This window comes from Mesonia sediminis, from assembly GCF_042684705.1.
Taxonomy (GTDB): Bacteria; Bacteroidota; Bacteroidia; order Flavobacteriales; family Flavobacteriaceae; genus Mesonia; species Mesonia sediminis.
The window spans coordinates 271,650-284,558 of record NZ_JBHULZ010000026.1 but is presented as its reverse complement, the minus strand read 5'-3'; the positions used below and the strand labels follow the sequence as shown (position 1 = coordinate 284,558).

The 12,909-nt window shown below is 35.4% G+C and carries 11 protein-coding genes; 1 reads left to right on the top strand and 10 read right to left on the bottom strand.

The genetic code is table 11. The features are described from left to right. Positions 1-2: 2 nt before the first annotated feature. The 5 genes from ACFSQ0_RS07000 to ACFSQ0_RS06980 all read right to left on the bottom strand — a co-directional run bounded on the left by ACFSQ0_RS07000 (position 3) and on the right by ACFSQ0_RS06980 (position 4,059). Positions 3-410: a hypothetical protein gene (locus ACFSQ0_RS07000; protein WP_379046131.1), complete on the bottom strand. Its 408-nt coding sequence runs from the start codon at positions 408-410 to the stop codon at positions 3-5. Positions 411-413: 3 nt separating this feature from the next. Next, positions 414-1,004 (bottom strand): hypothetical protein, encoded by a 591-nt coding sequence (locus ACFSQ0_RS06995; protein ID WP_379046128.1) that lies wholly within the window; start codon positions 1,002-1,004, stop codon positions 414-416. A 19-nt stretch (positions 1,005-1,023) separates the two neighbouring features. Continuing rightward, positions 1,024-2,211, bottom strand: a complete 1,188-nt coding sequence (locus tag ACFSQ0_RS06990; RefSeq protein WP_379046125.1) for an LETM1-related biofilm-associated protein — start codon at positions 2,209-2,211, stop codon at positions 1,024-1,026. Positions 2,212-2,304: 93 nt separating this feature from the next. Next, positions 2,305-3,120 (bottom strand): hypothetical protein, encoded by an 816-nt coding sequence (locus tag ACFSQ0_RS06985; protein ID WP_379046122.1) that lies wholly within the window; start codon positions 3,118-3,120, stop codon positions 2,305-2,307. 78 nt (positions 3,121-3,198) lie between these two features. Further along, complete coding sequence (locus ACFSQ0_RS06980; protein WP_379046119.1) at positions 3,199-4,059, bottom strand: diacylglycerol/lipid kinase family protein; 861 nt, start codon at positions 4,057-4,059, stop codon at positions 3,199-3,201. A gap of 69 nt (positions 4,060-4,128) precedes the next feature. On the opposite strand from ACFSQ0_RS06980, the gene ACFSQ0_RS06975 reads away from it, so the two are divergent. Beyond that, positions 4,129-5,088: an App1 family protein gene (locus tag ACFSQ0_RS06975; protein ID WP_379046116.1), complete on the top strand. Its 960-nt coding sequence runs from the start codon at positions 4,129-4,131 to the stop codon at positions 5,086-5,088. Positions 5,089-5,133: 45 nt separating this feature from the next. Here ACFSQ0_RS06975 and ACFSQ0_RS06970 read toward each other — a convergent pair whose 3' ends face one another. The 5 genes from ACFSQ0_RS06970 to ACFSQ0_RS06950 all read right to left on the bottom strand — a co-directional run bounded on the left by ACFSQ0_RS06970 (position 5,134) and on the right by ACFSQ0_RS06950 (position 12,909). Then, entirely contained in the window at positions 5,134-5,424 is a 291-nt protein-coding gene (locus tag ACFSQ0_RS06970) for a YtxH domain-containing protein (protein ID WP_379046113.1), read from the bottom strand. A gap of 117 nt (positions 5,425-5,541) precedes the next feature. Beyond that, positions 5,542-7,275: a mechanosensitive ion channel family protein gene (locus ACFSQ0_RS06965; protein ID WP_379046110.1), complete on the bottom strand. Its 1,734-nt coding sequence runs from the start codon at positions 7,273-7,275 to the stop codon at positions 5,542-5,544. Positions 7,276-7,401: 126 nt separating this feature from the next. Continuing rightward, the gene (locus ACFSQ0_RS06960; RefSeq protein ID WP_379046107.1) at positions 7,402-9,207 is read right to left on the bottom strand and encodes an acyl-CoA dehydrogenase family protein; all 1,806 of its coding nucleotides are present in this window, start codon (positions 9,205-9,207) and stop codon (positions 7,402-7,404) included. A 25-nt stretch (positions 9,208-9,232) separates the two neighbouring features. Next, entirely contained in the window at positions 9,233-10,423 is a 1,191-nt protein-coding gene (locus ACFSQ0_RS06955) for an acetyl-CoA C-acyltransferase (RefSeq protein WP_379046104.1), read from the bottom strand. An 80-nt stretch (positions 10,424-10,503) separates the two neighbouring features. Continuing rightward, the gene (locus ACFSQ0_RS06950; protein ID WP_379046209.1) at positions 10,504-12,909 is read right to left on the bottom strand and encodes a 3-hydroxyacyl-CoA dehydrogenase/enoyl-CoA hydratase family protein; all 2,406 of its coding nucleotides are present in this window, start codon (positions 12,907-12,909) and stop codon (positions 10,504-10,506) included.

Genomic DNA, 12,909 nt, shown 5'->3' with positions numbered 1-12,909 from the left:
TTTTATTTATCTTTTTTTAAAACTAGCCGTTTTAAAACAGGTATTTTAATTAATCCGTAAAGGGCAATAGTTGTAATCCCAGCAGCTGTACCTAACCCGCCGCCAAAACCATTAAAAAAGGAACTGGCATTTAGATATAAAATGCTAAAAATGAATCCGCATATAGCGACTTGAAAATATTGAGGCAAAACACGATAATTTACCATGCCAACAAAACTTGCTCCATAAAAAACTAAGGCAAGCTCATAAGCAATAGGGGCATTACAACTTTTTTCGACTATAAGAGCAATAATACCTATGGCCAAACTGGGTAGGGCCGAAGCTTTTATTGCGTCTAGTTGGTGCTTTCGACTTAAATAATAAGGCAGTAAAGCGCCAAAAATACCTGCAATAGAAGAAAGTATTAGCATTTTTTAGGTGGTTAAAAAATTAATGAAAAGAGCGTAGGCTACCCCTGTAAAAGCAAGTGTGCCGAGCTTTCCCCCAAAACCATTTAGCCAATTGCCAGATAAGCAAAAATACAATCCGCTTATAAATGAGGCTAGGGCAATAAAAGAGTAATCTTGCGATAAAGTATTACTACCCATACCTATAAATGAACCACAGTACACGGCTAATTTTAAATTGTTTATATCTATATATTTTGAAGATTTATTGGGTATAAAACTAACTAAACTACCTAAACCAGCCGAGCTTACTACGGCTCCCAAACCCATTTCTAGATTTAGAAAACTGGTTAATAATGCGGCTCCCATTAATCCGAAAATATTGGTAAATCCTATTAGGAAAAAGGTTAATTTTCTTAGAAAAAAGTAGGCGTAGGCTAAGCCTATTAATAGACAAAGAGCCAAACAAAAAACTGCTGTAAACCAATTGTTGTTCTCATCGATTATTATATGATAGAGAAATAGGTACTGGATTAAAAAAACACTTAATAAAGCAATTAAACTCAGGTTTTTAAGCAGAGTTTTAAAAAAAATATTGAATTGCTGTTGATGGCGCAAGGTGAAGGTTTTTTCTATATTAATTATCTAGCCGATTTTCGTTAAATGCCGAAGGTAGTAATTGTGGAATAAACTTTATTAATATTGGTAATAAAACGCTTCCACCCGGTAAAATAAAAATAGCTAATGAGGGTACTGTTTTACAAATATCTAGCAATTGAGTTTTTACCTTTTTGCGTTCAGCTAAACTTAGTTGAGAATAAGTAGATTTACCTAGCAGGCCAACTAGCTCTTTACTTTCTGTAAGCTCTTGTAAAATTCTGGATTTGTTTCTTAACACCAATAGCTTTACCATTCTGTTTGTATTTTGATACAAATTGTTTAAGGCATTAGACTCTTGAAAATAACTTATTTTGTCACTAAATAAATTAAAAAAGTCATGCATAGCCCTTAAAGCTTCGTTTACGTGTTGCGCACTTAAATTTAATTGTCGTCCCAATTTGAATATGTAGCTTCTTTCGTCGTTATCAATTTCCTCATCATTAAAAACCGTTATACAAGCTATATCCATTAAGTAAAGCTTTTCTATAAAATCATCGGTGAGGTGACCCGTGAAATTTTGTTTCTGGTTGAGGTCTAGTGCCAAAAAGCGAAATGAATTCTTTAAAGTTTCTAGAATTAAATGGTCATATTTGTTTGGGTTGGTTTTGGCTTTAAATGATTTATATACTACCTGAGCGATTAACTTTTCAAAGTTTTTATAATAGTTGTTGGTGTTTTGCGGATTGGTGAGGTATTCTTGAAAAGCAAGAATATCAATAAATAAAAGAGCATTGGTAATTAACCTACTTAGGTTTTTTTTGAATACAGAATTGTTAATTTGAATGCGCTCTTGTATAATTCCTTCGAGTTGCGATGCTGGGTTGGTCTTAAGTTTTAAAAAATGAAAATAACTTTTTGGCGTTTCGTTAATTGCAGAGTAAAAGCCAAGTACATCTTCATAAAACGCTTGTTGATTTAAACACTTCTTTTGATAAACATAAACGTAAGCTAAAGACTCTAATAAATTGATTTTTGTTAATTCTTCACTGCTAAAGCTAAGTTTATCACTTATAAAACCCGATAGGGTTTTTAGGTTATTCGCATATATAAATCCGGTGCTACGCAGTTTAATGTAAAAATGCTCTGGAGATTGTTTAAAAAAAGAATCTTTGTTTTGGAGGTTGTGGAGATGCTTATTAATCCACCCATTCGCAGAAGGGTTCATACTTGTGTATTAACGTGATATTGTGTAAAAATAAAATAAAAAAGAGGGCTACTCCAAGAAGTAGCCCTCTTTTTTATTATCTAAAGATCAAATTTACTCTTCAAGTATAATAGTTCTTTTTACAGGGTTATATGGGCTAGCAACCATATTATTGTCTTTATCTAAAAAGTTTAGTTCTATTGTATTTTCACCCATTTTTAAACCTTCAATAAGATAAGGCGCCCATTCAGTAATTATAAATTCTTGACCGTTAATTTTAGCTTTTATTTTATACTCTTCTTTACTTAAATTGGCATTAACTAAATAAAAATCAAGCAGTATGCGTTCATTATCTTTACCCGAATAAGATCCTTTAGGTCGGCTATAAAACATATGAGGGTTATTTAAGTTTATATCCAACTGGTTTTCTGGTTTAATTTCGCCTACACTTAACTTCTTTAAGACAAATGCATTTTTATTTTTAACTGACTCGTGATAAGAGCGTGATAAAAAGGCTAGTACCGTATGTTCACCCGCTTCTAGATTTTTTGAAAACTGCTCTTCATAGTGGGCCGAGTACGGATTATTATTTAAAATGAAATGTACATGCTGTCCCTTTTTAGAGTTCGCAAGTCCTAGATCCTGAGCGTTTTCGGTAGGTACGCCTAATTTATAATTTTCGACTTGGAAAGAAAAAATATTATCACCTGCTTCAAGAGTATTGGTTTCAGGTGCTATCATTTGTAATTTGGCATTTTTAAATTTAGGTGAATTTTGAAGCTTAGTTAATTTAATATCATCCGTGACAATGGTAACTTCCTCTTTCTCCTGAGTATCTTTTAATTCTTCGTTTTTTGTCGTTTGATTTTCTTTGCAAGAGCTAAATATAATCAGTAAAATAAAATTGAAAATTAATGTTGTATTTTTCATAATAGTACTTTTTTATAAATTTAAAAAGTAAGTCGCAAACACTCAAGATATTGGTTTGCAGTTAACAAAAGTTTAGGGCTATATCATAATATTTAAAGCTTTTTGTTCTATTTTTATTTCTACTGAGCTTATTTTGCCTAAATATTCACCATCAATTTGAAAATCTGTAGGAGTCTCACAGCAAATTTTAGCTTGCTGACAGGAGATAATTTCTAAAAATGAAGAATTATAACTTTTTTCATCTCTTAAGGTCTTAATAATCTCTTTTATATTCAATTCTTTAAAAATTAACAATTCAAAATAACCATCATCGATAATCCCTTCTGGATTTACTAAAGCTCCGGTTCCGTACCTTCTACTATTAGCAATTCCTAGCATAATACCGTGCCTAATTAATTTCTGCTCATTGGTTTCAATACTAAAATTTTGTGGATTTTTATTATTTAATAGGGTAGGGATACCCGCAAATAGGTAACCTATTTTACCGCGAACGCTGGACCGCTCATAGGATTTTATAAGCGCTGCATTAATACCTAAATCGCTCATGTGCAAGCATAGATTGCCATTTATAAACAAGGCATCAATCTTTCTTGTATTTTGTCCTAACGCAACGTTAATACTAGCGTCTAAAGTAGTAGGTAGCTCTAAATCTGTTGCTAATCCATTGGCTGAACCTAGGGGAATAACTCCTATAGGAATTGAAGTATTCAGTAAGCATTCTGCCGCTAATTTTACAGTGCCGTCACCTCCTGCGACCAACACTTTATTATATGTATGCTCTTGTAAATGTTGTTTAAGAAGCTCTAAGTCATTTTTTCCAGTGGTTTTAAAAATGTTTAACGTATTGACTTTTTTACCTAATTTATTTTTTAATACTTTTAAAAAGTTACTTTTATCAATATCACCACTTATTGGATTTAAAATGAGTAGTATAGCCATACGTGCCTAATTTTAATTTTAAAGTTAGTTATAAAATTTGATACATCATCTTAATAATATCTTTACGGAATGCCAAAAGATTTAAAAATTTATAGAGGTTACGCCAACCAAAGAAAGATCTTGATAATGGGCCACGTGTTTGAAAAAAATACGCCAGACATATTTAAATTAGATCGAAAGGGTTGGAAACATGCTAAACAAGTTTTTCAAATGTTTAGGGTTAAGACGTTAGCTAATATCTCAATTACCATAAGTTTTGGAAACATTAGGCAAACGACTAAAACGCTAGACGACGGGCATTTTCGAGTGATGATACCCTATGAAAAAAGTTTAAGCTCTGGGTGGCATACTTTTAAGGTTACAGTGAATGATGAAAAACAAACACTAAGTAAGAAAGGAGAATTTATTAAGCCTTATCCTGGGGAGTATGGTATTATTTCAGACATTGACGATACTTTTTTAATTTCCCATTCCAATAATTTTTTTAAAAAACTCTATGTTATGCTTACCAAAAACCTATACAAGAGGAAAGTTTTTACTGGGGTGGTTAATCATTATCGAGAACTCGAACAACTAGGTAGAGAAGATAAAAATAAAAACAATGCTTTTTTTTATGTAAGTAGTAGTGAATGGAATTTATATAATTTTATAAGTGCCTTTACGGATTTACATCGGCTACCAAAAGGGGTGCTGCAACTAAAAGAGATTAAAAACGGAATACGTGATTTTATAAAAACAGGCAGAGGTGATCATCAACACAAGTTTTATAAAATCAGGCATATAGTTGAGTTTTATCCCGAATTACAATTTATATTATTAGGTGATGATTCTCAAAAAGATGCGAAAATTTACCAAGATATAATAAAGATTTTCCCGGCGAATATCTATGCTGTTTATATCAGACAAACCACTCAAAACAAGAAGAAAGAGATTAAAAAAATATTAGAAAATATAAGTACACTAGGGGTTCAAGCTCTATATTTTAAATCAAGTAAAGAAGCTATTGAACACAGTCAGAATAAACTATAAAAAAACACCCCAAATTTTGGGGTGTTTTTAAATTTAATCCTTAATCTAGCTTGCTACGTTATGTATTTTAGCTTTTGCCTCTTCAGTCAGTTCTTCACCTTTATTATTTGCTAAGGCAGCATTCTTTTTTGCTTTTAATGCTTCTATTTTATGCTCTATAGAGCTTTTCACATCATCAACTTTTTCTTTTGCACCGGCTACATAACCTTGTGTAGAACTAGCAATTTGCTTCCTAGTGTCTTTTCCTTTTTTTGGGGCAAATAATAAACCAGCTGTTGCTCCAGCTAGAGCACCCGCTAAAACTCCTAAAACTACATTTCCTTTTCCTTTACTCATAATTGTTTGTGTTTTTTATTTATTCAAATATACAGCAAGGTTTTGTGATTAATTTATTTTTGTAGTTAATCTATATTTAAAATTTAGTTCAAAATCATTAAAAAATTAACATAACTATTATTCAGGCGCATGTTGATAACGGTAGGTAGGTAAATGAGCACCCGAATCTAGACTTACAAGATAAGTAATAAGTTCTTCTCGCAGGCGGCAATGAAAATCCCAGGTATGACTTGCATCTTTGGCGCTGCATAGCGCTCTTATTTCAATGGTTTTTTCGTTTGCCTCTACTACTTGTACTTTGGGAGGATGTTCGCCATCCCAATCATCATCTGCTTCAACAAGTTCTCTAAATTTTGCTCTAATTTTATTTACGTTCACCGTATAATCTGCATGAATTATAATAGGTCTAATTTGATGCGCATTGGTCATGGACCAATTTTCAAATACATTTGAAACTACATATTTTAAAGGGACTACCAAACGTCTCAGGTCCCAAGTACGTACAACCATATAGGTAAATTGAATGTCTTCAACATAGCCCCAATCATCTTTTATTATAACGGTATCACCAATTCTAGCAGGTTTGGTAATAGCTATTTGTATACCTGCAATTATATTCCCTAAGGTGCTTTGGGCTGCTACACCAATGATTACAGTTGCCACTCCTGCAGAAGCTATTAAAGAAATGCCTAATCGTTCTAATGTTCTAAATTGCGATATAATTACGGCAACTCCCACAATAATTACAACAAAGGTAATAACTCTTCTAGCTACCGAAATGTAGGTTAACATCATTCGTGCCTCAGAATTTTCTTCAGGGTTAGTATCGCCTATTCGGTTTTCTGCAATATGCACCATAATGTAGTCTATCATTTTCATAATTAACCACGTGATTGAGCCTATCACAACAATCAATAATATCGTATAAAGAGTACTGGCGTACCTTCCCGTAAAAGAAATCAATTCATTTAAAAGAATATAAAAAAATAGAATACCTATGGTGATCCCTGCAGGTTTACTTAATTTTTTCGCAATGCTTTGTACCCAAATTTTATTTGACTTGATTAATCCTTTTCGGATTACAAAAATGAGAATCCTACCTAAAAAATAAGAAATAAAAAGAATGCAAAGCGTGCCAATTGGTTTCCAGATTGGAGTATCCCACAATTGTACTCGTGCCCAATTGGGCATCATCCGGTCTAATTTTCTAGGACCATATTCGGCGTATAATGGCTCGATATTTTCAACCGTATTAGAAGAAATTAGCCAAAAAGCTCCATAATGTTTGTATTTAACTCGTTGCACGCGTAACACTATGTTTCTATTATTCAGTTTTACCGCACCAAAGGCTACACTGCGTCTAGGTTTACCCGCTACTGCTTTATTAGTTGTGGTTGAAAAATCCAATTGTCCGTCGGGTCGATCGGCCAGGTTATCCCAGTCAATCTTCACTCTTTGCTTGAGTACAAAATGAAATTTTTCGGCTAATATTGCAGCCTCTTCTATAGTCGTAGTTTTTGGTAATAGGTTTAAATTAAAGGTATATGCGGCTTCTTGGTATTTCCCTGCTTCGGCTTTGGTTAGAAAATGTTCTAATGCTGCTTGCGGGGTCTCTAAATTGATTTGATTTGGAGGAAGCCCTATGCTGGTGTTAAGCCTGTCTAAAATGAAGTAAGCCTCATTGTATTCACTTATAGGGTTGGCTAAAAACTTACTCTTTGCGGTGTCTACTACAGATTTTGCTTCAGGCATATTGTATATAGTGTCTTCATTTTTTTCGTTGCTTTGGGCAAAGGAAAAAATGGTATATAGTAGAACGGATATAATGCTTAAATAGAAATTATTTTTCATAGTTTCAAATTATCATTTTAAGCGCAGGCAATTTATTATAGAATTGTTAAAAAGATATTTTTAATCTTTTTTTAATAAAAAAAGCCGCTTTTTAAAGCGGCTTGGATGAATAACAAACTTTAATAGTTAAAAACAATATTTATTTTCTTCAATTAACTTATCTGCAATTTCATTTCGAAGGGCTACTACATTAGGCATATTTTGATACTTTGTAAATCTCTTTAAGCCCATAAGCATCATGCGTTGTTCATCACCTTCGGCGAATGAAACGATACCTTCTTTTGCTTTTTGATTAATTATATCAACAGCGTTATAAAGGTATAGCTTACTCATAGCAATTTGCTCGGTTTGTTTTTCTTCACCATAACGCTTCGCATTTTTCTCGGTTCTTAAAATGGCAGACTCAGCCATATAAATTTCAATAAGTATATCCGCGGCAGCGAGAAGCAATTGTTGGTGTTCTTCTAATTGCGGACCAAACTTTTGTACAGCACTACCAGCCACCATTAAAAACACCTTTTTAAGCTTGGCAATCATTTCTTTTTCCTCTGCAAACAGCTCGTTATAATCAGGTTTGTCGAACGAAGGTATACCGGTAAGTTCATCGGCTACAGCCATAGCTGGTCCCAATAAATCAACGTGTCCTTTCATTGCCTTTTTAACCAACATACCCACAGCGAGCATTCGGTTAATTTCATTGGTTCCCTCATAAATTCGAGAAATACGAGCATCGCGCCAAGCAGATTCCATTGGGGTATCTGCGGAGAAGCCCATACCACCAAAAACTTGGATACCTTCATCACTACAGTTTTGGATATCTTCTGAGCAAGCTACCTTTAAGATGGAGCATTCAATAGCATATTCTTCAACACCTTTGAGTTCGGCTTCGGCGTGAGAATTTCCATCCGCTTGACGGATTGCGATGCGGTCTTCTATATTTTTTGCTGCACGATAGGAAGCCGATTCGCCCACGTAGGTAGAGGTAGCCATTTCGGCGAGCTTATATTTAATGGCTCCAAAATTGGCAATTGGGGTGTCGAATTGTACACGCTCATTGGCATATTTTACCGCTCCTTCGGTGACTCTTCTTTGAGCGTCTAAACATGCGGCAGCTAATTTTATTCGGCCTACATTCAAGGCATTCATAGCTATTTTGAATCCATTACCACGTTCTGAAAGCATGTTTTCTACCGGTACTTTGGTTTCGTTAAAAAATACTTGTCGGGTAGAAGAGGAGTGAATTCCTAGCTTTTTCTCTTCTTCGCCAAAGCTAATACCATTTTCTGGGTCGTTTTCTACAATAAATCCGGTAATGTTTTTGTCATCTTCGATACGGGCAAAGACAATAAAAAGATTGGCAAATCCTGCATTTGATATCCACATTTTTTGGCCACTGATGAGGTAATGCTTTTCGTCTTCTGTTAAAACAGCCTTTGTTTTACCCGAGTTAGCATCACTTCCTGCTCCAGGCTCGGTTAAGCAATATGCGCCAAACCACTCTCCTGTTGCAAGTTTAGGAACATATTTCTTTTTTTGCTCTTCGGTACCATACAAGGTTATGGGCATGGTGCCTATACCTGTATGGGCTCCAAAAGCAGTAGCAATTGATCCTGTTGCTCCAGATATATAATCGCAAACCAGCATGGTAGAAACAAAGCCCATACCCAAACCGTCATATTCTTCGGGCACGGCTACTCCTAGGAAACCTAACTCACCTAACTTTTTCATGATGTCTTCGGTTAGTTGGTAGTTTTTCTTTTCAAACTCCTCTTTTTTAGGCCAGATTTCTCTATCGACAAACTCTTTAACCGAGTCTCGCATCATTTTTTGTTCTTCGGTAAAATCTTCGGGGGTAAAAACCGCTTCACACGGAGTTTCTTTTACTAAAAATTGACCGCCGCGAAGTATTTCTTTATTTTTTTCTGTACTCATGATTTTTCTTTTTTTGGATGTTGGTTTAATTTATAAATTCGTATACGCCAGCTGCTCCTTGTCCTGTTCCTACGCACATGGTCACCATACCATATTTGTTTTGCAGGTTTCTTTTACGCATTTCGTCAAATAGTTGCACACTTAGCTTAGCTCCGGTACAGCCTAAGGGATGTCCTAGCGCAATTGCGCCACCATTCACGTTTAAAATTTCTGGATTTAAATTTAATTCGCGGCTAACCGCTAAAGACTGTGAGGCAAAAGCTTCGTTTAACTCAATAAGCTCCATGTCTTGAAGGCTTAATCCTGCTTGCTTTAAAGCTTTGGGGATAGCCTTAACAGGGCCTATTCCCATAATCCTCGGTTCTACACCAACGGCAGTATAGCTTACTAATCGTGCTATTGGTTCTAGATTAAGCTCTTTGACCATTGCTTCGCTCATGACAATAGTAAATGCTGCTCCATCACTAGTTTGTGAGGAGTTTCCAGCAGTAACACTTCCGCCTTGAGCAAAAACAGGACGTAATCGAGCCAAAGCTTCTTTGGAAGTATCTGCCCGCGGACCTTCATCTTTATTTACGGTATAGGTTTTTGTTTTCTTTTTGCCCTCTTCAACATAGGTTTCATCTATTTGTATAGGCACAATTTGTTCTTGAAACCTATCTTCTGCTTGTGCTTTTAATGCTTTTTGGTGTGAATTAAAGGCAAACTCATCTTGATCTTCACGCGAGACTTTATATTGATTAGCCACGGCTTCTGCGGTTAGGCCCATTCCCCAATAATAATCTTCATTTCCTTCTTTTGCCACTTGATAATCAGGTACAGGTTTATAACCTCCCATAGGAATATAGCTCATGCTTTCTACTCCTCCCGCAATTATACAATCTGCGTGGCCACTTTGAATCTTTGCGGTGGCCATTGCGATAGTTTCCAATCCTGATGCGCAATAACGATTAACCGTTACGCCCGCCACATCTTCAATTTTAAGACCCATCAAAGAAACCAATCTACCCATATTTAGCCCTTGTTCGGCTTCGGGCATGGCGTTTCCTACGATGACATCATCTATTCTTTTTTTATCTAGGCTTGGAATTTGTTTCATCATATAATCGATGGTTTCGGCCGCCAATTCATCGGGTCTTTTGAACCGAAAAACACCTCGAGAAGATTTTCCTACTGCTGTTCTATACGCTTTTACTATGTATGCTGTTTTGTTCATTTCTTTCTATTTTTAATCGATTGATTTTTGCTACACTTTTTTTAAAGTTCCTACAATAGAATTTATAGGGTATCCTATAATTAGTTTCTAAGTGGTTTTCCTTTTTTAAGCATGTGTTGTAATCGCTCAAGCGTCTTTCTTTCTCCTGTAAGCGATAAGAATGCTTCACGCTCTAGGTCTAACAAATATTGCTCACTAACTTTTGTAGCAGCCGATAAATCACCACCAGCCATTACATAAGCCAGTTTGTTAGCAATTTTTTTATCGTGTTCACTGATATAATTTCCAGCAAGCATTTGATCTGTTCCAACATAAAAGGCTCCTAAGGCCTGTTTACCTAAAACTTTAATATCTTGACGTTTTATAGGTTGTGTATAAGCATTTTCTGCCATTAACAAGGCTTGTTTTTTGGCAATAGCCAATTGTCGGTCTTTATTCACCACCACAATGTCTTTACCGGGTTGCAATATGTTTAAATCGTATGCTTCATAGGCAGATGTAGAAACCTTTGCCATACCAATGGTTAAAAAGTGTTCTCGTAGACGATTTAATTCTACATCGTCTTTTTGATAGGTATCTGCAGCTCTCAGCGTCATTTCTTTTGAACCGCCACCACCGGGAATTACACCAACTCCAAACTCAACTAAACCAATATAGGTTTCTGCGTGAGCTACTACTTTGTCGGCGTGCAGCGAAAGTTCACAACCGCCACCCAACGTCATATTATGTGGAGCTGCAACGGTGGGGATAGAAGAATAACGCATTCGCATCATAGTATCTTGAAAATACTTGATGGCCATATTTAGCTCGTCATATTCTTGCTCTACCGCCATCATGAAAATCATTCCGATATTAGCACCTACAGAGAAATTTTGTCCGTTATTAGCCACAACAAGCCCTTGGTATTCTTTCTCAGCTAGATCAATTGCTTTATTTAATCCGTCAAGAACATCACCTCCAATAGAATTCATTTTACTTCTAAACTCTACATTTAAAATACCATCGCCTAAATCCTCAACGATTACTCCGCTATTTTTAAATACAGCTTTGGCATCTCTTATATTGTCTAAAATAATAAACGCATCTTGACCAGGTACTTGCTGCATTTTTTTATTAGGAATATCGTAGAAGTAGGTATTCCCGTCTTTTACCGTATAAAATGAATCGTATCCAGCTTCAAGCATTTCATTTACCCAATTTGCAGGTTGTATGCCTTGTTCAGCCATCATTTTTATTCCTTTTTCAACACCAATGGCGTCCCAGATTTGAAATGGCCCGTGTTCCCAACCAAACCCGGCTTGCATCGCATCATCAATTTTATAAAGCTCATCGGTAATCTCGGGAATGCGGTTAGATACATAAGCAAAAAGAGCCGCAAAATTTTTACGGTAAAATTCTCCAGCCTTGTCTTTTCCTTTTATCAGAACTTCAAAACGATCGGCAACGCGATCAATTGTTTTTGTAAGCTCTAAAGTAGCAAAAGAGGCACGTTTGCGATCTCGGTATTCGAGTGTATTAAGGTCGAGTGATTTTATTTCGCTAGAGCCATCTTTCTTTTTTTCTTTTTTATAGAACCCTTGCCCAGTTTTACTTCCTAGCCAGTTGTTTTCCATCATTGTTTTTATAAAGTCAGGAAGTTTAAAGAGTTCGTGTTGTTCATCGTGAGGTACGTTTTCATAAAGACCATTTGCTACGTGAACCAAAGTATCTAGCCCTACCACGTCTACGGTTCTAAAAGTAGCCGATTTTTGCCTACCGATAACCGGTCCAGTTAGTTTATCAACCTCTTCAATAGTCATATCCATTTCTTTCACGATATGAAACAGGCTCATAATGCTAAAAATACCAATGCGGTTACCTATAAATGCTGGCGTGTCTTTAGCTATAACCGATTTTTTGCCGAGGAATTTTTTGCCATATTCGTTTAAAAATGCAATCACTTCTGGCTTCGTATTTGGCCCTGGAATGATTTCGAAGAGACGTAAATATCGTGGTGGATTAAAAAAGTGAGTACCACAAAAATGTTGTTGAAAATCTTCACTTCTGCCTTCATTCATAAATTTTATAGGGATTCCAGAAGTATTTGAAGTAATTAAAGTGCCAGGTTTTCTGTGTTTTTCTATATTATCAAAAACTTGTTTTTTTATGTCTAGTCGTTCTACAACAACTTCTATAATCCAATCAACTTGATTTACAAGCTCTATATCGTCCTCTAAATTTCCCGTTTGTATTCTTTTAGCGAATTCTTGATGATAAATGGGGGAGGGCTTGGATTTTAATGCGTTTTTTAGGGCTTCATTTACAATACGATTTCTAACCGTTTTATTTTCTAAACTTAAGCCTTTCTTCTTTTCATGTTCATTTAGCTCTCGAGGTACAATATCGAGCAGTATAACTTCCACTCCTATATTGGCAAAATGGCAAGCAATAGCGCTTCCCATAATCCCAGAACCTATTACTGCAACTTTTTTAATTGTTCTTTTCAT